Origin of the sequence: Leucothrix mucor DSM 2157 (assembly GCF_000419525.1) — a bacterium.
In the GTDB taxonomy this organism is placed as follows: domain Bacteria; phylum Pseudomonadota; class Gammaproteobacteria; order Thiotrichales; family Thiotrichaceae; genus Leucothrix; species Leucothrix mucor.
This window is the reverse complement of sequence record NZ_ATTE01000001.1, coordinates 1,066,493-1,089,636: the sequence shown is the minus strand read 5'-3', so window position 1 is coordinate 1,089,636 and position 23,144 is coordinate 1,066,493. Positions and strand designations below refer to the sequence as shown.

The 23,144-nt window shown below is 49.3% G+C and carries 24 protein-coding genes and 1 pseudogene; 2 read left to right on the top strand and 23 right to left on the bottom strand.

Features of this window, described 5'->3' with window-relative positions:
* Positions 1-27: 27 nt before the first annotated feature.
* The 4 genes from LEUMU_RS0104815 to LEUMU_RS0104800 form a co-directional block, all read right to left on the bottom strand.
* Positions 28-441, bottom strand: coding sequence for a type II toxin-antitoxin system VapC family toxin (locus LEUMU_RS0104815; protein WP_022951142.1), 414 nt, complete (start codon positions 439-441; stop codon positions 28-30).
* Entirely contained in the window at positions 438-659 is a 222-nt protein-coding gene (locus tag LEUMU_RS0104810; protein ID WP_022951141.1) for a hypothetical protein, read from the bottom strand. The genes LEUMU_RS0104815 and LEUMU_RS0104810 overlap by 4 nt, the downstream gene beginning before the upstream one ends.
* A gap of 204 nt (positions 660-863) precedes the next feature.
* Positions 864-1,817, bottom strand: coding sequence for a WD40 repeat domain-containing protein (locus LEUMU_RS0104805; protein ID WP_022951140.1), 954 nt, complete (start codon positions 1,815-1,817; stop codon positions 864-866).
* A 147-nt stretch (positions 1,818-1,964) separates the two neighbouring features.
* Positions 1,965-2,507: an HD domain-containing protein gene (locus tag LEUMU_RS0104800; RefSeq protein WP_022951139.1), complete on the bottom strand. Its 543-nt coding sequence runs from the start codon at positions 2,505-2,507 to the stop codon at positions 1,965-1,967.
* 270 nt (positions 2,508-2,777) lie between these two features.
* On the opposite strand from LEUMU_RS0104800, the gene LEUMU_RS0104795 reads away from it, so the two are divergent.
* Positions 2,778-4,454 carry a hypothetical protein gene (locus LEUMU_RS0104795; protein WP_022951138.1) on the top strand — a complete coding sequence of 559 codons (1,677 nt, stop codon included), beginning with the start codon at positions 2,778-2,780 and terminating at the stop codon, positions 4,452-4,454.
* 126 nt (positions 4,455-4,580) lie between these two features.
* Here LEUMU_RS0104795 and LEUMU_RS0104790 read toward each other — a convergent pair whose 3' ends face one another.
* The 5 genes from LEUMU_RS0104790 to LEUMU_RS0104765 form a co-directional block, all read right to left on the bottom strand.
* Positions 4,581-6,278 carry a protein adenylyltransferase SelO gene (locus tag LEUMU_RS0104790; RefSeq protein ID WP_022951137.1) on the bottom strand — a complete coding sequence of 566 codons (1,698 nt, stop codon included), beginning with the start codon at positions 6,276-6,278 and terminating at the stop codon, positions 4,581-4,583.
* 127 nt (positions 6,279-6,405) lie between these two features.
* Positions 6,406-6,558, bottom strand: a complete 153-nt coding sequence (locus LEUMU_RS28740) for a cysteine hydrolase family protein (RefSeq protein WP_022951136.1) — start codon at positions 6,556-6,558, stop codon at positions 6,406-6,408.
* 47 nt (positions 6,559-6,605) lie between these two features.
* Entirely contained in the window at positions 6,606-6,872 is a 267-nt protein-coding gene (locus LEUMU_RS0104780; protein ID WP_022951135.1) for a hypothetical protein, read from the bottom strand.
* Between the two features lie 518 nt (positions 6,873-7,390).
* On the bottom strand, positions 7,391-8,194 hold the full coding sequence (locus tag LEUMU_RS24700; protein ID WP_281169947.1) for a DASS family sodium-coupled anion symporter: 804 nt from the start codon (positions 8,192-8,194) through the stop codon (positions 7,391-7,393).
* Positions 8,195-8,312: 118 nt separating this feature from the next.
* Entirely contained in the window at positions 8,313-8,738 is a 426-nt protein-coding gene (locus LEUMU_RS0104765; protein ID WP_022951133.1) for an OsmC family protein, read from the bottom strand.
* Positions 8,739-8,873: 135 nt separating this feature from the next.
* Between LEUMU_RS0104765 and LEUMU_RS0104760 the strand changes: the two genes are divergently transcribed.
* On the top strand, positions 8,874-9,779 hold the full coding sequence (locus LEUMU_RS0104760) for a LysR family transcriptional regulator (RefSeq protein ID WP_026744497.1): 906 nt from the start codon (positions 8,874-8,876) through the stop codon (positions 9,777-9,779).
* A gap of 14 nt (positions 9,780-9,793) precedes the next feature.
* Here LEUMU_RS0104760 and LEUMU_RS0104755 read toward each other — a convergent pair whose 3' ends face one another.
* From LEUMU_RS0104755 to LEUMU_RS0104690, 14 genes and pseudogenes are all read right to left on the bottom strand, one after another.
* A complete protein-coding gene (locus tag LEUMU_RS0104755) occupies positions 9,794-10,084 on the bottom strand; it encodes a cupin domain-containing protein (RefSeq protein ID WP_022951131.1) in 291 nt (96 codons plus the stop codon).
* Between the two features lie 98 nt (positions 10,085-10,182).
* A complete protein-coding gene (locus LEUMU_RS24695) occupies positions 10,183-11,157 on the bottom strand; it encodes a hypothetical protein (protein WP_022951130.1) in 975 nt (324 codons plus the stop codon).
* Between the two features lie 118 nt (positions 11,158-11,275).
* Positions 11,276-11,986 (bottom strand): RraA family protein, encoded by a 711-nt coding sequence (locus tag LEUMU_RS0104745; protein WP_022951129.1) that lies wholly within the window; start codon positions 11,984-11,986, stop codon positions 11,276-11,278.
* Complete coding sequence (locus LEUMU_RS0104740; RefSeq protein WP_022951128.1) at positions 11,971-12,666, bottom strand: alpha/beta fold hydrolase; 696 nt, start codon at positions 12,664-12,666, stop codon at positions 11,971-11,973. The genes LEUMU_RS0104745 and LEUMU_RS0104740 overlap by 16 nt, the downstream gene beginning before the upstream one ends.
* 13 nt (positions 12,667-12,679) lie before the next feature.
* The gene (locus LEUMU_RS0104735; RefSeq protein WP_022951127.1) at positions 12,680-13,660 is read right to left on the bottom strand and encodes a cupin domain-containing protein; all 981 of its coding nucleotides are present in this window, start codon (positions 13,658-13,660) and stop codon (positions 12,680-12,682) included.
* Positions 13,657-14,646, bottom strand: a complete 990-nt coding sequence (locus LEUMU_RS0104730; RefSeq protein WP_022951126.1) for a nuclear transport factor 2 family protein — start codon at positions 14,644-14,646, stop codon at positions 13,657-13,659. The genes LEUMU_RS0104735 and LEUMU_RS0104730 overlap by 4 nt, the downstream gene beginning before the upstream one ends.
* 58 nt (positions 14,647-14,704) lie before the next feature.
* Positions 14,705-15,469 carry an SDR family NAD(P)-dependent oxidoreductase gene (locus LEUMU_RS0104725; protein ID WP_022951125.1) on the bottom strand — a complete coding sequence of 255 codons (765 nt, stop codon included), beginning with the start codon at positions 15,467-15,469 and terminating at the stop codon, positions 14,705-14,707.
* Between the two features lie 2 nt (positions 15,470-15,471).
* On the bottom strand, positions 15,472-16,530 hold the full coding sequence (locus LEUMU_RS0104720) for an ester cyclase (RefSeq protein WP_022951124.1): 1,059 nt from the start codon (positions 16,528-16,530) through the stop codon (positions 15,472-15,474).
* Between the two features lie 110 nt (positions 16,531-16,640).
* Positions 16,641-17,840, bottom strand: a pseudogene (hisD, locus tag LEUMU_RS0104715) (histidinol dehydrogenase); the annotation flags it as partial.
* Between the two features lie 15 nt (positions 17,841-17,855).
* Positions 17,856-18,380, bottom strand: coding sequence for an ester cyclase (locus tag LEUMU_RS0104710; protein ID WP_022951122.1), 525 nt, complete (start codon positions 18,378-18,380; stop codon positions 17,856-17,858).
* 36 nt (positions 18,381-18,416) lie between these two features.
* A complete protein-coding gene (locus tag LEUMU_RS0104705; protein WP_022951121.1) occupies positions 18,417-19,574 on the bottom strand; it encodes a carbohydrate ABC transporter permease in 1,158 nt (385 codons plus the stop codon).
* The gene (locus tag LEUMU_RS0104700; protein ID WP_022951120.1) at positions 19,574-20,599 is read right to left on the bottom strand and encodes a carbohydrate ABC transporter permease; all 1,026 of its coding nucleotides are present in this window, start codon (positions 20,597-20,599) and stop codon (positions 19,574-19,576) included. Before LEUMU_RS0104700 ends, LEUMU_RS0104705 begins: the two co-directional genes overlap by 1 nt.
* Before the next feature lie 144 nt (positions 20,600-20,743).
* A complete protein-coding gene (locus LEUMU_RS0104695) occupies positions 20,744-21,958 on the bottom strand; it encodes an ABC transporter substrate-binding protein (protein WP_022951119.1) in 1,215 nt (404 codons plus the stop codon).
* Between the two features lie 21 nt (positions 21,959-21,979).
* On the bottom strand, positions 21,980-23,047 hold the full coding sequence (locus LEUMU_RS0104690; RefSeq protein WP_022951118.1) for an ABC transporter ATP-binding protein: 1,068 nt from the start codon (positions 23,045-23,047) through the stop codon (positions 21,980-21,982).
* Between the last annotated feature and the right edge of the window lie 97 nt (positions 23,048-23,144).

Sequence of the window (23,144 nt, the reverse complement as noted above, 5' to 3'; positions counted from 1 at the left end):
GCTACTTGGTTGGGTTTGGTGGTTTGGCTATGATAATTCAGCCAAAGCCTGCTCGGTCAATTTAATCACACCACTTTGATTACTAAGCTTACGATCAAATGTCCATAACTGGACATTTTCAAATTGGCTTTCAACTGCTATCAGTGAATCAGAAAAACCAGCATTGCCAGATTTAAATCTTTCGAGTGCAGCTTTGAAACTCTCTTCTCGCTGCAGCCGATAAAAACTACTTTCAAGCAAATATTGCAACGCAGTCACTACATCAATTTTTGCAAACTTATATGCTGCTTCTAGCACCCAAACCAACTCGACCTGCACCATCTGAGGCACAAAAACAATTCCGGCTTTTTTAACTAGCTCCTGCGCTAATTCAGTCTGCTTCTGTTGCTCGTTATCCTGTACCAGAATGCGGACCAATACGTTAGTATCTACCGCAATCAAAGTGCTCCACCTTCTGCTTCAATGGCTTTATCCATCTCAGCCAATGTGACCGTTCTATTAGCTTTCAATAGGCCAAAAGAGCCTTCAATACTTGAGGTGTCATTATCTGATTGAGTTTTTTGGTAGCGTGCTTTCATAAACTCAATGAAGTCTATAACCTGCCGCTGTGCCTCACTGGGTAATGCTTCATAATCATGTAATACTTCTGCTGGTAGCATATTTTTCTCCTCAGAATGTCTTGTTACTAAAATAGCACTCAATTTGATAGAAAAAAACAAGGCTTAACTCAAAGAGCAAATGTGGCAACCTGATAACCTCGCTCAACTGTCACTAACCCTGTACTTTTCAGCCCTGAAAATACCCGACTCTGATAAGCCCTGCTCCGTTTAACCCCGTTTGTTACGAGGCATAATGCTCTTTCACTAGTGCACCAACGGCAGCCGACAAAATGAAGCCTGCTTTGCCTGCTCATCATAAGAAACCGTCTGATATTCCGGCGACTCACCCGCTGGCTCAACTAACTCATGATGCAAAAACAAATCCGCCGTCTGAAGCGGACGCGTTTGCTGGTTTTCCACATCATACAGCTGAATACTGGTTTGCTTATCGCCAGCTTCACCCTGCCACTTAGGACCAACGACTCGATAATCCTTACCCTCTAAACGAAAGATTTTAGAGGAGAATTTATAGCCATCCAATGAGCCATCGTCAATGTCGAAGCGTGCTTCATCCTCACCAGACTTACCCGCCTGCAAGCGTTTGGTTTTAGGGTCAAAGGTGTATTCACCACCTTGATCTTTTGTCTCTAATACCTTGGCTTCCTGAGTGCTACACAGGCTATTGAAACTATCGACCGTGGTGCTGAAAGCTACGGTTTCATCATCGCTGAACTGCACCGTCGAGACGCCCATTCCAGTGATACAAGGCGAGAAAACAAGCTCATTGCTCGCCAAATTCCAGAATGGAATCGCGCCACTCGTGTTGCTGCTCTCAGCGGGATAGCTCATCCCTCTCAGATAAACAATCCCTTCTTGCGGTGAAAATTGTAGCTCCGTTTGATGGCTGCGCTCTTCGTAGTTGTCCAGCGTTTGGCTCTGTAGTAGCTTGCCCGTTTTGCTCTCAAATAATTTAAACGTGGCCAGTTTTTTGGAATCGGACACCTGGTAAAGCGCGATCTTTTGCCCATCGCGACTAAACGCAACATTGGATGAAAAGGCAATCACCTTTGATAGGTCCGAGGTTGGTTCGCTACCAAGATCAAGGTCGATATTGCGGGTGAGATCAGAACCTTCCAGAGTGGCACAAACATTTGGGTTGTCCGCCTGAGCAATGTTTGAGGATAGAAGCACGAGTAGTAACGGTAGAATCGGTTTCATTTTCAACACCTTCGTTTAAGTGTTATTAATCGAGTGTTTGGTCTATTTTTGCACTAAGCTTAGTAGACCCCAGCCACGATTGAAAATTCAACGGTATTTCTAACACTATATTTACATTGGCTGATTACAACTGACCAACAACCCGCTTCATAAGTATTGATCATAGTTTGAGATTTTTGCCGCCAGTCGCTGTGCCAGAAACGGACTAGCTTCGCCAAGTGCTTCCAATATCAGCCGCGCTTCACTCTGGTAATCGGAGATTTTGGTTTTACTCCAATGGGATGGTGGCGACTGTAGATTTGTAATGCGGTCGCATAGCTTGACCATCCAAACCTCTTTCGGCTGTAGTTTTATCCGGCGAAGGCTGTCCTTCATTTGTTCTGGTTTTGACGGGAACTGCGTGTTTTTGGTCAGCGCTAGAACCCCATCGGCAATATCGCGACCAAAGCGGTTTGCGATATCCTCGTAAGTGGCGTCGGTATCTTCAATGGCATCATGCAGCAATGCGCAGAGGACAAGCAGGTTTGGGCTATCAATCGCCTCATGCGCTACCGTGGCAGTCGCTTCCATGGCAACCAATCCAAGGTGGTTAATGTAGGGAATGTCGCTGGCGGGTAGCGTCTGGTCATTATGGATTTCTGAGGCGAAATTCCATGCTTGTTGGTATTTGTCCTGATCCCAGATTTTCATGAGTTATCTCCTGATGCTTAGGTGACTAAACGGATGTTCAACCATATAAAGGATAGCCTGTCTCAACAATTTAAAACCTACCAGCCATAGTGGCCAAACCTACTTTTTTAAACAGCTTAACACTCAACCTTAAGGCCACAGCCCCAATCACCGTGGCAGTATGGGCTTGGTTAGCTTTATCAGATTCACCCGCGACTCAGTCATCGCTTGTTATAACTGTCATGACAATGGCTTTGGTAACTGGCCCTAACATAATAAAAAGAAAATAATATGGATCGCGATCTTCCTGTCTTACCTGCTACGGCTTTCATTGGCTGTTTAATTCTGGCTATTTTCGTCTACATGCACAATGTGCTTGGGATTACGCAGACACCTGTTTCGCAAATAACCTCTGACGTTGACGGCAAAGTCTGGGCACTTTATGGCGACCAACTCATCCGGTTACCCACTGACAATAAACCGTTTACCGAGCAGAGCTTATCGCTGGCACCTTACGGCATTCAACGGGTTAGTGGAGAAGTCATTCCTCTGAAAAATGGCGGCTGGTTAATAAACAAAGGCGGCCAGCAAGCAACCGTTCTGGATAACGTGAAACGGCTACTTCGTATGACTGAGGACGAGAATAAAAGCGGTCAAAGCAGTCTGTTAAAGTGCGATGCGAGGTTAATTGACTGCCAACCGTGGGGAGATTCCATTCTCAGTTTTGACCAGCCTTGGGGTGGGCTGGCACTGCAAAACGGGCAGTCTCTGATTAATGATCCATCCAGACATAAAGTCTATCTGGTCGGTGCAGAAGGCAAGGTATTGGACTCGCTTGGCGGCTTTGCCTTCCCCAATGAAATCCAGCGCGTGCGGGATAAATACTGGGTACTGGATACGAATAACAATCAGTTGGTTGGAATCAAACCTGACGATGACCAGCTGAGCCGCACCGATGAAATCATCAACTTCACCGATATTGAAGGCATTGAAAGTCACCATCGATACCCGTCACACTTTCAGCAGGATGGAAGTGGCTGGTGGCTTTTATCCAATGACCATAATATGGCTCAGCCGGGTTTATATCGAATAAGCGACGATGCAAGCCGCTATGGTGCGAGCATTCAGGATGCCAGTGCTTTTTATTTCGATGGTGCGACCTTGTTTCTCGCAGATTATAACACTCAGACAATCAAACGGATTGATCCGAACACAGGCAAAGTCACTGACGTTAATTCAGCGCTTTTCGCCAAACAAACCGCACGACTAGGGGAGCAAGTCACCGCCACAACGTATCGCGCTTGGGGAATGATAGCGGCTATCTTGGCGCTTGGAATTGGTTTGCTGGTGTTCGCGATACGAAAATCGAAACCGACAAGCCTTATTACATTTCTCCGACTGCCTGCTGGCCATATAAGAATCAGCGAGCCTGATTATCCTGCTGCCAGCGATGATGGGAAACAGCAACTGGTGTGGATGAAGCCACACGAGGACAATATAAAAAAGCTGATCAAACAGAGAAAATACCTAAAAATAATCGGCATCGCGTATCCCGCATTATTTGCACTCGTAATCGCGTATACCTCCTACCTCATCTATACCAAAGACGGATCACCTAAGCTCCCTCCTCTGTCACTTTTTATCGGATTAATTCTAATGAGTGCCACCCTGATTATCATGAGCAGGATGATGCTCAGAATCACAAGTCAGCTAAGTGAAAAAAAGATAGGTGTTATCAATGACACCATTATCGTAGCGATGAAAAACGGAACGACCAAGGAAATTCAACCATCAGATATTTTCTACACCAGCCACCTGCTAAGCCTGAACGGGCACTTCTTTGTAATGCAATCGGCCAAGCTGGTGTTTATGGATAAAGCAGTATTTGAGAGCTACGCCGCTCCGATTATCCAGCAAGGTAAGCTCATATCACCGGCCAAGTTATTGTGGCTGCTGCTGAAGAAATAACATCTGTTTCCCATCACCTCAATGCAGCCAGAAACCTGATTAAAGAAACCGGCGATCATTGTCACGATGATGAGTTAGCCACACTTAGAAATGAGAGCACTAACTATTAGTACTCTCATCATAAAACTACGACGAGCAACTATAATGCGACGTGCCACCAGCCTCAAAAAACTGAGCCGGCTTCAGCCTATTATATTTCCCATCAACCGCCTGCGACTGCTCATCATAAGGCTGCGTCATGATGTCCTGTAGCTCACGCACCAACGTGTAATCCCCCGCTGCCGCGGCTTTATAAGCTGGTACAACAAACCACTCCCGCAAAACATATTTTGGATTGACGCGCTTCATCTGTCTGGATAGCGTCTCATGTGATTGGGAAGTCGCGGCATTGTAAATTAGCACCTTCCACTGCGTAAACCACGCTGACCAACGCTCATCCAGCGCCGTCGAGTCTGTATAGAAACTCTTTTTAAGCGGCGTGATGTCGTCAGGTATCGCTGAGAGTTCGCGGAAGAAAATCGTGTAATCGACAGACGTTTGCACCATAAGCGTAAGCAGTTCATGGAGTAACGCTTCATTAAACGTTTCCAGCCCCAGCTTGGCTGCCCACATTTCATGCATTTGAGTTTGCATCACATTTGGAAAGTCACGCTGAATTGCTTCGAGTTGTTGCAAAGCCTCTGTGTCCGAGCCTAGTAAGGGCTTCAGCGCGCTACAAAAACTCGCGAAATTACGTTCCGCGGCTACCGGTTGATTCAGGAAGGAATAATGTTTTCCACCCCCTGTCCAGGGTTGAAAATACGGATCAAACACATCGCAGAATCCAAATGGACCGTAGTCGAGAGTGAAGCCACCGGCAGCGCAATTATCACTGTTGAAGTTACCTTGGCAAAAGCCGACCCGTATCCAGTTTGCGATCAATGACGTCAGGCGACTGCGAAACTCACGCGCTAGCTGCACAACTTCTTGTGTCATGCTGAGCTGCGGGTCGATAACGTCAGCGTACTCACGGTCGATCAGGTGCAATACAATTTGTTCAAGCTCTGCCATCGCCTGTGGGTGAGATTCCCAACGTGCGCGACGACCGAAAAGTTCGAGTTGACCAACCCTGATAAATGAGGGAGCAACGCGTGTCGAGATGGCGACAGGGTCAGCAACAAGAATGTCCGGATCTTGAGCGCGCGACCCTTCTGAGTACCATGGGCGCTTGACCGTTTCAGTGTTCGATACGTACAAACTTAGTGATCGTGAGGTTGGAACACCCAGTACATGCATGTGTTCCTGTGCTAAAAACTCACGCACGCTTGATCGCAACACGGCACGCCCATCGGCTCCACGGGAATAAGGAGTGCGTCCGCTACCTTTGAGTTGCATTTCCCAACGCTGACCATTGATAAGCACCTCAAGAACCGATATTGCCCGACCATCGCCATAACCGTTACCGGTTTTGAAAGGACATTGCTGGATGTATTCTCTACCATACATCGACAGTGCGTACCCGGTCACCCAGCCCACCTTACGCATCGGTTCCGGAACACCTGAGAGATCACCGGAGAACAATTTGATGAAATCGGTTGATTGCGCCAAATCGTCAGCGAAACCCAGTTCGTGAAAAAAACGTGTACTGTGCGTGACGTATTCGGGGCTTTCTATCGGGGTGGGCGTAACCGGTACGTAATGGCCTGAGAAGACCTGACGTGGCGCGTGGTCGGCTCCGCTTGCCTCTGCGTCAGGATCAGGGGTGAGCGTATCCATGAGCGAGTAGTCTGCCAAATTGGCGAGGTCACTGAGCGTTATTATGGATCGCTTCTGGTTTGAGTTCATCGTTTGCATCTCAGGTAGGTGGCGTTCTTATATCGGTTAAGCCATAGATCGTGGCATTTGGTTACGCTCTACAGGCCATTCAATAGCTAGTTGGTAGGCATGACCTTTGCATATTCACCCTCAAGTGTCAGACATGTACCACGCGAGCTTGAGCATTGCGCCAGACAGAAAGCAGCTCTGCTATCCGTAATTCAGCTTGAGGATTATTGCGGACACCCGATTCTAGCCAGCTCATGCCGATCTGGATAATGATCAAGGTGGGGAGCGTTGCATTCTTCATTTGCTGTGAGGCCTTAGGTATGGTCCACCACAGCTTATTAGCGGTACTTACAGCGTCAGATTCCGCTTCAACACCTCAGCCGACGTAATCACACGCTTGGTGCGCAGCAACTCCGGATGCTTTTCCAGATCAGTATAACCAGTCGGCTCTTCAGTACCCGAACTCACTAACCAAGAAATCTCTGGTCTGCGGTCGCCAGCCAACTTTTTTAACTCGTGCGGCGTTATACCCAACGCTTTGGCTGCTGCGTTATAGGTGCAGCGCGTCTTTACTTCATTTAAATACTCAACCACTAAGGCAATCTTCTCTTGCATAACAATACGATCCTAAAAAATGGCCTTATCTGACTAAACGAGCAGCATGTTGTGGGGAATCAACAGAACCAATGAAAAGAGCCTTCAGTCTATAGATTACAGACTTAAGCGCTAAAAAAACAATAAGTCCGTAAATATTTAGTTAATTACGGAAAAATCGCCAAGTTATACGAGAAATGGATCAATAAATGGCATGACCGCCAGCGTAATGCCTTGTGATAATCCATAACGATTAGTTGGCGTCATAATCATTGAAGGATGAAACAGGCTCAGGCGCTCAAACCTCAGAGCTTTAAACCGTCTTCAAGCTCACCCTTAGTCTTCAGATAAAATGAGGAAGATGATGAACTCACGCCAACCGAACTTAAGAGCTGAAAATGACTAACACCAGCTTGTTTGCAAGCAGTGGCAAGCTATCGAGCAGCTGGGTACTTTCAGTAAACTGCATAACGATCAATCTCATTAAGACCGGACGACTACAGGGTTTGATGGGCCTGTTTTTCTATAAAAATACTCCTTTACCAGTACCCAAGCACTTTCCACCAGAGCCCGCCAACTACACCCCAAACCAGCAGGTTAACGATACTCATAATCAAACCCATGACCCACCAGTTTTCCATGGACACATAGCCGGAACCAAACACAATCGGCGATGTGCCAGTTGCATAATGCGTGAGCGACATCATTAAAGACGATGCACCGGCCAGCAGTAAACCAAGGTATAACGGTGGTGCGCCGAGCGCTAAACCGGCCACATAAAACGCTGCAAACATTGCTGTAATGTGAGCGGTGGTGCTGGCAAAAAAGTAATGCGCGTAAAAGTAAACGGCCACTAAGATGATGGTCGATGCAATCCAACCATAGCCTAACTGCTCGATATTGCCCTCGACCACGTTAGAGAACCAAGCGACCAAGCCCAACTGATTCAGGAAGGTTGCCATCATCACCAGCGCCGAGAACCAGACAACAGTATCCCAAGCCGACTTTTCTTTGAGCACATCGTCCCAAGTTAGAACGCCACTAATTAACAAGACAGACAATCCTAAAAAAGCCACCGCCGTGGTGTTCACCGCATAGTCAGCACCGAGGATCATGGCCGGTACGCCCGCCCATAAAGTCAGCAGTAGCGCGAACACCGTAACCATGACTTTTTCACCGTAAGACATCGGCCCCATCTCAGCTAATTTAGACTGCGCATAGGTTCTGGCATCCGGCGTGCTCTTGATCTCTGGGGGGTATACGGCATAGACCACTAATGGCACCAGTGCAATACACACTAATCCGGGCAACAACGCGGCCAGCGCCCACGTTCCCCAAGTAATGCTAATGTCAGCGCCTCAATTTCATGAAGTACTACTAATCGCATGCTAGCCCAGCAAGGCGGGTAGAAAGATGATCTAAGTCATCTAACACCCACACTGCTTTGTAAGGCGCAGACCCCTATTCAGTCAGTATGGTTGGCTCGATATCGACCGGGCAATTCAGGGAGCGGGAAATCATGCAAAGGTCATGCGATTTGTGAATAATCTTTTCTGCAGCGCTCTCTTTACCGGCTTCCACCGTCATCACCGGACGCACCACAATGCGTTTAAACCGATACCCTGCTTTACCTTCTTTGACTATTTCACCATCAGCAGTCGATTTATAAGCCTTCACCTCTAATTTGGAGATCTTGGAAAGCAGCAACACATAGTTCGCCAGACAAGACTCAACCGCAATGACCAGCACGTGCTCCGGACAGAAACGATCACTGTCATGAGGAGAGCCGACAGGCAGTGTTAACAGTTCACCAATTTTCACCTCGCCTTTTCCGTTTTCACCGGTCCATTCGTAAGCGGTTTGATAATTCAATGGTATCTCACTCATGAGGGATTCTTCCTGTATAAAATGCTTAAATAAAACGGTTGTTTACGCCTCGTAAACATGGCTTTGCTCATTAGCCTATTGGCTGATTATGCGATGCTTGATGATTCGAAAAACAGTGCTTTAATCATTAACATTATGAAGAAAATCGATTTCTTAGCCTTGGATGGCCGCACACTCAAAACCTTTCTAACGGTACTGGATGAGTCCTCTATTTCAAAAGCGGCCGAGCGGCTAAACGTCACGCAATCGGCGGTCAGCCATACGCTGGATAAACTGCGTATTGCCATGGGAGACCCCTTGTTTGTCCGTTCGGGAAGGCACATTGCAGCGACCGAGCGAGCGATTGCGCTACGTGAACCGGTGCAAAAGGTTCTGGATGGTCTGAGAGGACTCACGAATCAGCACCTATTTGATCCCACGGTTGGCCAACTCGACTATGTGATCGCCGCCAATGACTATCAGAGAGACTTGGTTTTCCCCGGCTTATTGCAAACGCTGAGTGATAAGCATATCGGGATTTCCGCCCGATTTATTTCAGCCGGCCTCCCGACTGCAGAAATGCTACGGGAGGATCGCTGCCAATTTCTGCTAACCCCGTATCCGCCGGAAGGTCCTGACATTTATCAGGTGCGATTATTTGAAGACCGGATGGTCTGTTTTTATGATGCAGCAAAAAGGCGTGCCCCAAAAACTGTAAACGAATTTCTGGCATGCGATTTTGTAGATGTGATCTTTGAGGATAATCACTCCTCGACCAAGGAGTTAAGCACCTTCCTCAAAGTAAAGCCAAAGAAACCTAAAGTCGCCGTCAACAACTTTAATGCCGTTTATTTATTTCTGAAAAATAGCAATATGATCTCGGTGGGGGTGAGCTCAATGGCCAAGCTGAGTTGCTACGACCTACAGTTCGCAGACTTGCCATTTAAGACTCGCCCCATTCCGATGTATTTAGTCTGGCATCGCCGCAATCATGCTGACCCGCCACACCGCTGGTTCAGAGAAGCAATTCAGGATTACGTGAAGGAGCACATACTGCCCTAAAACAGTTTCCGCCTTTATTTCAACTCGATTTCCACGAATGAAAAATCATAGTCATTCGCGTTCACCACATTGTGCTCAACACCGGCCGATTTAAAGTATGATTGCCCCGCCTCAAGCTCTGAAATCTTATCCCCTTCGCTCGTCTCCAGAAGCAACTTCCCTTTCAACCCAGGCACCACAATGTAGTCATAGCCATGCGTATGCTGACCCGTCTCAGCGCCCGGCGCAAAGCGCCACTCGGTCACAATCACACGCTCATTTTCTAACTGATGAACCGCTACCGCTTTTGGTCTATTTGATGCCATCGTAAACTCCTGAAAAATTAAAGTAGGCCGTGCAAAACGGCACACTGACTTGCGAGCCCTAACAATAGCAGATTAGGCCCAAATAGCGCGCCATTTACCTATGCGCCCAGCAATGGTAAATACTCAACCCCATCAGCACTATCCCAAGTCCAGACATTATCGCGGGTCAGGTGCACGCCGCCAATCCATCGGTCTGGCGCTTTAATCTCAAGCCAGTTTCGTTTGCCTGATAACACAGCCTTACCTTCGGGAGTTATCGTGAGCGCTTGGTCTGGACTGCTGGGTAAAGTTAATTGCTTGCCTGCTGGCAGAGTAATCAATGGAGGCGATGAGGTCAGAAATGACCGAAGAATATCCCAGAAGCCGGTGTCGCCCATAAACACGCGCTCTTCAAGTGCTTGATTACTAGCAAACACTTTTTCGGGGCGTTGCTTGCCAGCAGCGATAATGCTCAAGGCCTGTTGCTCGGTTCTGGACAAGCCATTAAATCGGCTTGGAAACTCTTTGAGCATTCGAACAATTGCACCTTTTAAGAATGGCAGGGCGCTAGTATCTTGCAGTAGTAAAGCATTCCAATTTTCTGGTGTTTTATCTCGAAAGGCAGCCCAAGCCTGTTGGGCTAATTTAAGCTGAGCATGATCAACAGGAGTTTCATATTTAAAGAGTGAGGCCATTTCATCAGGCGTTAACAACCCCAAATACTGCTCAGTGCAGATTAGCGATAAGCTGACTTTCTCAGTCTTGTATTTCTGAAACCAATCTAAGATTTGCAATAGTTGTAACTGGTCATAAAGATCATGCTCAAACCATAAAATGACTTTGTCATAATGAATATGGGATGCAAGCAGCTCATCTCGCTCGATAAACAATTGGCTGACCGCCTCAAGCTCACCCCAGCCCTTTTCAGCAATAAAGCTTGCGCGTATTTTGGAGAGCGATTCCAGAGATGACGTTTCAGGGACGGGGCCTTCATGTAACACATCCCGCCACGGAAGAAACTCGCCAGCAATACCCGCCTGCTGCATTATCTCAACCGCGCAATCGCCATTTGTAATGTTTAGAATATTGCCCATACCGACTCCCAGCGTCGTTACCGAAGTTACTACGCCAGATCATACAGCTACAAACTAAATAGGTGGGAACAAATCACCCTCACTGAGCCCGTGAGGGTGACTGCAAGATCAAACACCACTACGTGCGGGACTTCTCAAAAGCTGTCCAAGCCGCTTCCAGCTTCTCAAAATTAAAACCTGGCTCTCTGGCGGGCCCAAGGATCAATTGCTCGGTTTCCAACAGCTTTTCAATTGCCGCTTTCAAATCAGGAATCACCTCCGGCGGGATGACCAGAGCACCGTGTCGGTCAGCATGTACCAAATCACCTTCATTCACCGTCATGCCAAACACCGTTACCGGTGTGCCGATCTCACGCACATGCACAAAGGCATGACTCGGACCAATAGAGCCTGCCAGCACTGGAAAATTTGGCTCCAGATCACCCAAATCCCGCATCACGCCATTGGTTACCGCGCCGGATAAGCCAAGGCCTTTATGCACGGTTGTGTGTACCTCCCCCCACCAAGCACTCACACAATCTGGAAAATCCACATCCTCAATCACCGCCAGTCCGGGGCGTGGGCCGTCGGACATCGATCGAAAATAATCCATGCGCCGCTTTCGAACTTCATCCGCAGGGATCGTTGGTGGTGCCAATCCAGCAATTTTGGCGGTTCGGGCAAAGCCTACTACCGCAGGGTCTTCTGGTGCTGATCTCAGCATGCTGCCGTGTGTGTAATTGTTAAAGCCACGCTTGCCTTGTGCGACTTCGATGGCATTGCAAACGGTCGGGGTATCAACGCTTTGCAATAATTCCAGCAGTGCTGGGTCAATTAAGTATTCAGCCATTGTTGTAATGCTCTGGTTGTGAGTTCAGCCTGCTCCAAGGTGGGCAAATGCCCAGCGGCAGGAATAATGGTCAGGGTCGACTGCGGGATCAATTGGTGCATCAGCTCATGGCGCTCCAACGGACACAGTTTGTCATGCTCGCCACACAAGATCAGGGTTGGTACCGTGAGTTTACGCAGCGTCGCTTGCTGGTCCGGTCGCGACTGCAAGGCACGGGACTGTCGCTCAAAAACTTGCGGCCCAAGCACCTCAGCCATCTCCAAACACAAGTCAGAAATCTCGCCAGTATCAGCGCCATCGCTAAGGTAGTTCGGGATCATCTCCTCGCTCATCACTTGAGCCAATCGACCTTCCCGCACCTTCGCAATCTGTGGCTCGCGGTTAGCACTGACTTCCGGCTTCTCCGCCAGTGGATTAGTATCCAGTAGTGCCAACTTCGCGACTCGATGCGTCATTTGGCGCACCACTTCCATCGCCACAATACCGCCCATCGATAAGCCCGCTAGTGCAAAAATCGGTGGCGCCTGCTCTAGTATCTCGCTGGCCAATTTACCGACTGTGTCATGGGCAGTTAATGGCAATACTTGAACATTGCGCTCAGCTGAAAACGCCGCGATCTGCGGCGCAAACAAGCGTTCATCGCACATCATTCCGGGTAATAGCACTAACGGTAATGCCATCGCTAAACCTCCTTTACACCCACGTCGTTGGCCCTGCCGGGTCATCCGTATTGCTCACCCGAAACAAGCTAGCTTCGCCGGTCATCGCAGGTTTAAGGCTATGCGCTAGTTGAGGTGGTACCGCGCAGACATCACCGGGGGCCAATGTGGCGTTGCCACCCTCCCAACTCAATTGCCAATGTCCACGCATCACCATCAGAATTTCATGACGCTCGCTGGTATACTGCGTTTCCGCAATCGAGCCACGTTTTATAAAATCGATGGCAAAGCCCGGGCGGTCTTTAATCAACCCGTTTTCGCTGATCACATTGGCTGGTTGTCCGGCGGCTAATGCCATCATGTCCTGATAGCGAGCAACAAAGCGCGGCACTATTTCACTCACCGCAGGGTCAGCCAGCTCAGCCAGTTCTTCTTCGGTCATCAGTGGCATCGGGCTCACGCCGTCAGGCAGTATTTCACCTTTGGCGCTGTCATACAGACGCCCGCTTTCCGCCAGAATCAGGCCATGATCGTTGGCCCGCTGAATCACTTCGGGTGCCCAGATAACGCCACCACCAGCATCATCACCACCCAAGATCGACATAATCATGCCGTAGTCAGTGCCGATGTTTTCAAAGCCGCGAAATACCGCAGTCGGAATATTAAAAATATCCCCCTCTTCCAGAATCACCTCGCCGGTGTCGCCATGGCGTCCCCAGAAAAAGCGCCAGCGTCCCTTGAGGACAAAGAAAGCCTCCGCTGTGCGATGGGTATGCAGGCTATTAAAGCAGTTTGGCGGTTGTCCGGCTGCGCCAATATTAAAGCCCGGTGTCTCTTTGATATGGACGTGTTGATCCGGGCTTTCCGATACGCCACCGCCAATAATCGTGAAGTTTTCCTTCTGATCACTGCCCGGTGTGTGCGCATCGATAAAGGCTGTTTTGCATGGTACTAAATCGCCATAGCGAACAATCCGTTGCTCCATGTCCTGAGCACTTAGGGGTACTTGCGTCATGCTGAGATTCCTTCTCCGGTTTGTAACAAGATCTGCTTCCAGATAGCCGTTTCATCAAAGATGGCAAACTCACGGCGAATGCCCCAGGGGCCATATTCCACATGACAAATGCCCATAATGTATACCTCGGTATTGGTCGGCGTACCAAATCTCCCCCAGCCATCGTGCTTACCGTGCAGGGACCAACGAATCGCCGCCCGTGGTGGCATCATCGGATCATCGCGCCCAATCTGGTGGTGAATTTCAAACTTGGCATTGGGGAACGATGCACGCAGCCCCATCCAGAATTGATCGACTGCCGGATAAGAATGACTGGTTTCACCACCGGGATATTCCAGCTGGCAAGCCCGATCATAATCCCGCTCGATCGCGGCCATATCAGCATTCATCATCGCCGTTAATGTGGCGGCATACTTCTCGCCCCATTCATTGTCGTTGCCACGCCCTTTATATGGTCCTTCGATATCAATATCCGGCGTGAATGGTTTGACGCATTTGGCTGCGCCCCCTTCACGATTAATCAAATCCATCGCGAAAGCTTTTGGCTCCCAGCCCATTTGTTTAACGATTGCAGTCTGGTCGCGAATCAGCCACTCATCATTGATTTGGTTATTGATGGCATGGCAATCCGCAATGATGCGATACGTGAGTTTTTTACCCGTGGCTTTGCCATACATACCGTCATGCAAATGCGTGGCCGTGGTAATCAGGCGATGGGAAGACAGCATCCCAGTCTCTGGCGTGCCCGACCAAATGACATCCTCACCCAGCAAGGTCCGATCCGGAAACTCCGCAAGTGTGGCCATTGTCGCGCCGATAACCCCTTGGTTTCCTTTGACCACAGCCCCCGGCGAGCGCACCGGAATATCCGGCGAATAATAATGGTGCAGCGTCGCAATACCACGGTCTTCCCAGATCTCTTTGGTAATGCCGATAATGTAATCCGGGAAATCTTTCCACTTCGGATCAAAGCCTTTCATACTCATAACTATTCCTCGAAACTGCAGCGACTGATCGCAGCGCTGGCAGTATTTATGTAGATAACTAACCCGCCGTCCAACCACCATCAATTAACAGTGATGTGCCGGTAATTAATGCCGCCGCGTCGGATGCTAAAAACACCACGCCACCCATAATGTCTTCAACTTCCCCCACACGCCCGAGCTTGATTTTTGACTCAATCCAGGCACGTCGCTCAGGGTCTGCCAACGTCGGCGCAGCCAATGCCGTTCGAATAAAGGTCGGGCAAATGGTGTTAATGCGAATCTGGTCAGGCCCCCATTCAATCGCCATGGATTTGGTCATGCCTTCCACTGCATGCTTACTGGCGCAATACACCGCGCGATCAACGCCACCCACATGCGCCATCTGGCTGGAGATATTAATAATGCTGCCGCCTTTGCCCGCCGCTTTCATACCGCGGGCAACTTCTGTACTCAGAAAATAAGCAGCGCGCACATTGATATCCATCACCGCATCGTAGTTAGCTGGAGTGGTATCCAACGCTGCCGAATGACGCGCCAAGCCCGCACTGTTCACTAAGACATCAAAGGCATCACGCTGTGCCAAAGTGGTCCTAACCGCATCAAGATCGGTAATATCCAATGCAACCGCTTCAGCGTGATAACCTTGTGCCAGCAAGGCATCGACCAGCTCATCTAAGGCATCAACCCGGCGCGCCGCCAGCGTGACCGATGCACCTGCCTCAGCCAACGCAACCGCACAAGCCAAGCCAATACCAGATGAAGCACCAGCAACAAAGGCGCGGCGACCATCTAAACGAAATGAAGGTGTTTTTGGTAATTGCATGATTAAACCTCTGGAATCGGGAAATGAATGCCGCCCATATTCCGCGCCTTATTAAACTCCCGCAAGCGTGCAAACACATCCACACCAAGCTGTGCATACAGACTCAGTAAATCAACCAATACCCAGTTCTCCCGAATCAAGCCATTTTCAATCCGCCAGAAGTCGAGCGAGCGTAGAGTGATTTTCTTGCCGGTCGGTGCAATCCCCAGCCAGCCATCAGCACTCAAGGTCTGCGCCATATTGGGCCAACCTGTCACGGCTACATACTGGCTATCCCCAAAGAAGTGATGAGTGATTTCATCTTCATGCTGACCACGATCCGGCATCGCATTTAAAAACGGAATCTGATGCCAGTTTCGAAAACCGGATGCACCTCGGGCAGTACCAATACCTGCTGGGCCATACCAACTCATTTTCGGGTGCCAAAAGCGTTCCATTTGCATCACTTCAGGGCCACCTTGCGCGGGATGCTTGACCAGATACTCCAGCATCTCAACCACATGTTGACACGATGCTGCCGAGCGCTCAGCGTCATAAGCACTGGTGACAATGCCATCCATGGTGGCCGGCGCCGGAACCAACCACTCACGACCCAAGCTCGGAGCCATTGGCCAGGCATTTGCCTGCATCATCAACTCAGGAATATCCCAAAGCGCCTGCACCTCCACGACCTGACCATTTTCAAAGCGATAAAACTCATGAAAGCGCATGCCCACCTGATGCCCCGTGGGCGGGATATCCAACCACGGCTGCACAAAGCTGCCCGTGTAAAACCCGCAACAGCCAACCCAGTGAGCGCCTTGTTCTGTGCTACCTGCTATCACAATCGTATCGCGACGCTCCAAATCAGGAATGGCCTGCTGTAAAGGCTCAAACACCTTTGTAAACAGCACCTCCGCCCCATCCATGGTTTCAAATGGATAGCTCAAGTGAATGTTGGCATCACTGGCAAATAGCGCCGCCAGTGTTGCCTTCACATGCCCGGCATCGTAATCATAAAGCGCATCACGTAACGGCTTAAGCAAGGCCTTGTGATGGGAGTGAATATCGCTGGCCATCATGATTACTCCGCAGCACCGGCATATGGCACATCTTTACCACCATAGCGACGCACGCGGATATTGGCTTGCTCGCCATGTCCGGCAAAGTGCTCCAATGCGCACAGGCGCGAACAGTATTCGCCCACTAATGCTGAAGCCTCATCCGTGGTAATCCGCTGGTAGCTGTGAGTCTTAATGAATTTACCCACCCACAAACCACCGGTATAACGACCGGCTTTTTTAGTCGGCAAGGTGTGGTTTGTGCCAATGACTTTATCGCCATAAGACACGTTCGTGCGTGGGCCAAGAAATAGAGCACCGTAGCTGGTCATATTCTCCAGAAACCAATCATCCCGATCAGTCATCACCTGCACGTGTTCCGACGCATAAAAATCTGCTTGCTCCAGCATTTCCTCATAGGTATCACAGACGATCACTTCACCATAGTCTTCCCATGATTTGGCTGCTGTATCAGCGGTTGGCAGGATTTTCAATAAGCGCTCAATCTCGCTCATGGTGTCCTGCGCTAATTTTTCCGAATTGGTTAACAACACTGCTGGCGAGTTATAACCATGCTCGGCTTGCCCTAATAAGTCCGTCGCGCACAGTTCGCCATCTACCGTATCATCAGCAATCACCATGGTTTCAGTTGGGCCGGCAAACAGATCGATCCCTACCCGCCCAAACAGCTGGCGCTTAGCCTCTGCTACAAAGGCATTTCCAGGGCCAACCAGCATATCCACCGGCTCCATTGTTTCAGTGCCCAGCGCCATTGCGCCAACCGCCTGCATGCCACCGAGCACATAAATTTCATCTGCGCCCGCCAAATGCATCGCGGTTACAATCGCAGGATGTGGCTTTCCCTGATACGGAGGCGCTGCCGCAACCACGCGCTTAACGCCGGCCACTTTCGCAGTGAGCACACTCATGTGCGCAGAGGCCACCATTGGGAATTTTCCACCCGGTACATAGCAACCCACCGAATTCACCGGAATGTTTTTATGCCCAAGGATGACGCCTGGCAAGGTTTCAACTTCGACATCCTTCATCGAATCACGCTGGTGCTGGGCGAAGTTACGAATCTGGGTTTGGGCAAATTTAATATCTTCCAAATCGCGAGCTGATACCTCAGACATCGCCTGCGCAATTTCAGCCTCACTTAAGCGGTAATTTTCCCGGTCCAACTTATCGAATTTCACCGATAACTCGCGAACCTTGCTATCACCCTGCGCTTCGATCTCGGCCAGTGTGGTTTCAACAATTGCCCGCACTTTCGCGTCATCTTCACCGCGCTCTGCAGCACTCTTCGCTGTCTTTAAATGTCTGATCATTTCTCTCTCTCCGCTCTAAACTGTTGGCGGGGTCTTTTCACCCCGATCAAATGCTTCCCAGCCTTCGCCTTCGAAGCAGTCTTTGCCTAACTGCGCCATAACATGGGGAAAATCCACCATCACCCAGTTATCAACAATCTTTTTATCCACCACTTTCCAGAAATCCATATAACGGATTTCAACGCGCTTACCCGTGGCGACAATGCCCATAAACTCACCGGAGTGGGTGGCTTCCTGACGTCCGAATGCTGCTGCCCACTCCCCCATATACAAGCGTGCTTCATCCACACACACCTTATCGGAGAAGGCTGCCTGAAACGGCTTCTGCCAGTTATCCTGAAACTCCTGTAAACCGTTTTTAGTGCCGCAACCGGTATTGCCCATCCAACGGAAACCTTCGGTAAAAAACTCACCGATATCAGTAATACGATGGTCGTTTAAACCATCGACCATGCCCTCAATCACGGCACGCGTTTCATCGGTTTTAGACAGGTCGGTATCTTTGCTTAAAACGGCCTGCTCTGGTCTGCTACCTTTCATAATTCACCTGTGTTTATTTGTTGATTCAGTTATCAATTAACCCTTTACCGCGCCCGCTGTTAACCCACTCACGATCTGCTTTTGGAACACCATCACGAGTAAGAACAATGGCGCGATAATGGAGACTGCTGCAGCAACCGCTTCAACCTGATCGGTCGTCGTGGTTTCGCGATTAAAGTAGCCTGCAATGGCCGGCACCATAGTTTGGTTCTGCGCATCCAGTAGTAAAGATGTCACCAAGAAATCGTTATATGCCAAGAGGAAACTAAATAAACCGGTGGTAATTACACCCGGCCACATCACCGGCATAATGACGCGTCGGAAAGCTTGGAAATGGGTACAGCCATCAACCCGTGCGGCCTCATCCAACTCATTCGGAATACTTTGGAAAAAGCTGCGCAGCATCCAGATGGTGAATGGTTGATTGATCGCAACCAATACCGCAATTACCGCCCAGGGCTGACCATAAAGTGTTGGGGCTGCATCGCCAAAAATCGGTGCCAGCCACTCAGAAGAGCTGATAAATACCGGTAAAAAACCCGCCACTAAAACGGAGTGCGGTAAGGCACGGAAAATCAAGGCAATGATCAATAACCAGAATGCCAGATTAGAGCCGGAGCGAGCCAAGCCATAACCTGCCAAAGTACCCACCGTGAGCGACAACAGCACCACGCCTGCCGTAACCAGCAACGAGTTAACGAAGTTGCGATAGAACTCATTATCAACCCATACCGCACGGTAGTGCTCTGTCGTTAGCCCCAGTACCGGATCGCCAAGTGAGCCAAGCGCTCCATTAATCGCACTCATCAGCGATGGCAAGACTCCGAAGAAGACCAACACAAAGCCCAATGCCAGTACCAGTGAGCCAATAATCCAACCCAGCCAGCTCTGATTCCAGGGCGCATAGCGACGTACCTGACCCGGTAGCCATTTAGAAGCAAGCCGCATGGTCAGAAAAATAACCAGCAGACCCATCACAATATCCGGAATGGATAAGCCTTTGCCAGCCGCCAAGGTTTCCGGCCCGTAGATCACTGAAAGTGGGTTTGAGGCAAAGGCATCAACCGGTACTTTAAAGCTCATCACACCGATCCAGAAGATCGGGAATGCTGCAACCACACACCAGATGGCTAAGAAGCCACCGGAGAACAACCGCAGGGATATCGGTTGACGTAAGGCTCTAGGTGTACTCATTAGTGGCTCCCCCGTTTGTGGTCATTCCAGGTACGTTTTAGTAGTGGAATCAGTAAGAAAACAATACCAATCATCGTCAGCATCGCGCTGGCTGACGCTCTTGAAATCGAACGGTTACCGCTGTCATCCGGTGTTAAGAAGTCATAAGTTAGCCATTGCAGCGAGATCACATGCGCCTGACTAGAGAAGCCCACAATTTCCTCAAACACACGGTAACAATCCATCAGGTGAATCAGCGCAATGAACACAATCAATGGCATCAAGTGTGGCACGACTACATAGCGAATGCGCTCCCAACGGCTCGCGCCATCCACGATCGCACTTTCCAGCGTATCCTGATTCATGGTTTGCAAGCCTGCATAGAAGATCACAAAAGCAAACGGGGCAACATGCCATACCCGATAGAACAACATAAGTATTTCAATGGTCCAGGCTTGAGCAAACATGGCGATATCACGCTCTAAGAGATTCTCCAGCATGGCCGTCATAATGCCATCCCCGATAAACAGCCAACGAATCGCCAACGCGCCAATCACGGGGGTAATAATAAACGGTAACAAGGTGATAAAGATGACCGGCCCACGTATGTACTTGGTCACGTTGTTTACCGCGATGGCCAAGGAAAGCCCGATAATAATCACCAGCGGTAATGTCATTAAGGTAAAGGTGAGCGTAAAGCGCAGCGCTTTCCAGAAATCAATATTCAGGATCTCAGACCAGTTGCCACTGTCCATAATTTGCCCGAGCTTATCAACATCGAGAATATCCCGATAACTCTGAAAACCGACATACTTTGTCTGCATCAGGATATCGCCATTCTCATCAAGCATGGCTCGCGACTTTTCTTTAGTGGTGCAGGTCTGGGTTAAGAAACCAGGTGTACAGACTTCTTCTGTCACCGTTTCATAAACCGGCTGCGTATGATAAAAGCTTTGTACGAACACGCTGACCAATGGCGCAGCAATAAACAGCAGCATCATCAGAATCGACGGCCCTACAAAGGCAACGAAGGTTTTAAATTTCATAATTGGGAACCTCCCTGATACAAAGGCGTAAGGGCATAGTCAGCTCCTGAGTCCGGCTGTGTGAAAGTTTGAAATTACCCGCTTTATCTGACGAAGCAGCACAAAGCGGGGTGTTACATAACGCGGAGTCGGTTGATGCTCTTGTTAGAGCAAACCACCCTCTTTTGCCGCTTTGGTGTATTCACTTTCGATATCGGCTAACGTCGTTTTGGCATCTTTGTCACCGTTTAAGAATGCAGCCACACCATTACCCAGTGCAGAGTGCATCATGCCGTGTGCTTTGGATGCAGGATAAGCCGGTGCGCCCGCCTCCGCCGTGGCCACAGCACCTGCTGCAATACGGGTTGGGCTATAACCTTTGATTAACCAAACCGCCACATCATTATTGGCCTTCACCATTTCTTCATCCATCCCTTCCATCGCGACTCTAAAGGCATTTGCAGCTTCTTCGTCGGAGATGTTCGCGGCAATGGTAATACCATCCCACCAGATGGTTGTTGCAGGCTTTCCACCTTCCATTGCAACAGGCGCAGCGGCCATAGCAACCTTACCCACTACTTTGGATTCTTTCTCATCATCCATAGCGCCCGCGCGGGATGACCAGAGGTTGGCCATGGCGATTTTGCCCTGCTGGAACTGCTGCTGTACGTAGGTAGAGTCGGATACCAGATATTCAGGGTCCATGTATTCGGTCAGGGCTTTCATCATTTCCAGTGTCTTAACGCCGGCTTCGTTATTGATCGAAGCTTGGTTGCCTTCACTAAAAAACTCACCACCAAACCCTAGGTACATATTGATGAAGTCTTCCCCTAGGTTCCAACCTGTTTTAAAGGTAGCACCCAACGGATACTCAACCACTCCGGCTTCTTTGATTTTCTTCGCTGCAGCTAATACTTCATCATAAGAGGTCGGCACATCGATACCCAAATCCTTCAGGATATCTTCGCGGTACATCAAGTGCTGAGTATTCACCATCATAGCGACGGCCATGGTTTTACCATCGATTTTGATCAGTTGATTCGGGGTCAGGTTTTGTCCGTACTTCTCAACCAAATCATCCAAAGGCCGCACCAGATTATCCGATAACAGTGGGATCAACGTCGCATTGGCAACACCACCAATATGATACAGCGCTGGCTTCGCTTTCAGTGCTTCAGGCTGCTTGGTTCTGAACTCCTGATCAAGCTCTGCCTTAACATTGCCACATTCTTCCATAGCGGCAGTCACTGCTTTCCAGGCTTCAAAGCTGGCTGTTAGCGACTTAACTTCGGTTTTATTTTCAAAGGCACACTTTGCCAATACCGGGCCAGAACCTAATAGGGCCATACCCAATGCTACTGCTAATATTCGCTTTTTCATTTGCTAAACCTCTGGTAAAAATTAGACTGCCTGCAAGCGCTCACCACTGTTTTTATCAAACAGATGACACACTTCCGCGGCTACGTTAAGGCCTATCGGCTCACCAATCTCGATTCGATATTCCTTGTCTGCTTTGACTGACACCATTGCCTCACCGACCCGGACCGCCACCATCGTGGCATCGCCCAGTAATTCCATGCTGTAGACAGGTGCCTGAATCTCAGCATTGGATTGATCTGCAACCTCACTGACCTGCGCATCCTCCGCACGGAACCCCAAGGTTACGGCGCCCGATATTGCAGGGTTTAATCCTTTGATAACGACATTCGGCGCTGTAAATACACCACCCTCAATCTCACCCTGCATTAGGTTCATCGCGGGAGAGCCAATGAAGCTTGCTACAAAGGTATTTGCTGGGTTGTTGTAAATATCCGTTGGCGTTCCGACTTGCTGGATTTCGCCAGACTCCATAACCACCACGCGGTCGGCTAATGTCATCGCTTCAATCTGATCATGTGTCACATAAATTGTGGTCACTTGAAGTTCGTGTTGTAGATTTTTCAACTGGGCTCTGGTGGATACACGGAGCTTAGCATCGAGATTGGAAAGTGGCTCATCCATCAGGAATACAGTAGGCTCACGCACGACGGCCCGCGCCAGTGCTACCCGTTGACGTTGTCCACCGGATAATTCACGGGGAAAACGCTTCAGTAAATCACCCAGCTCAACCATTGCTGCGGCGCGGTTAACGCGTTCATCGTGGGTGGCGGGGTCAACTTTACGGACTTTAAGCGGGAATCGGATATTTTCGTAAACAGTCAGGTTGGGATATAGGCCGTAACTCTGGAACACCATCGCCACATCGCGATCTTTGGGTTCCAACTTATTGACAACCCGATCCCCAATTCGAATTTCACCTTCGGAAGGATCTTCCAAACCAGCAATCATCCGCATCGTTGTAGTTTTACCGCAGCCGGATGGCCCTAAAAAGACAATGAATTCACGATCTGCAATATCCAGATTGATATTGCGAGCGCCATAGACCTTGCCCCAGCGTTTTGACAAATTTGATAATGTAATACTAGCCATAGACGTGTCTGACCTCCGTTGAATGGGGCAATGTGCCGACTGAGTTGTTATTTAACTTGCCATATCTTGCATACGAATGCAAAATATTTTTTAGATC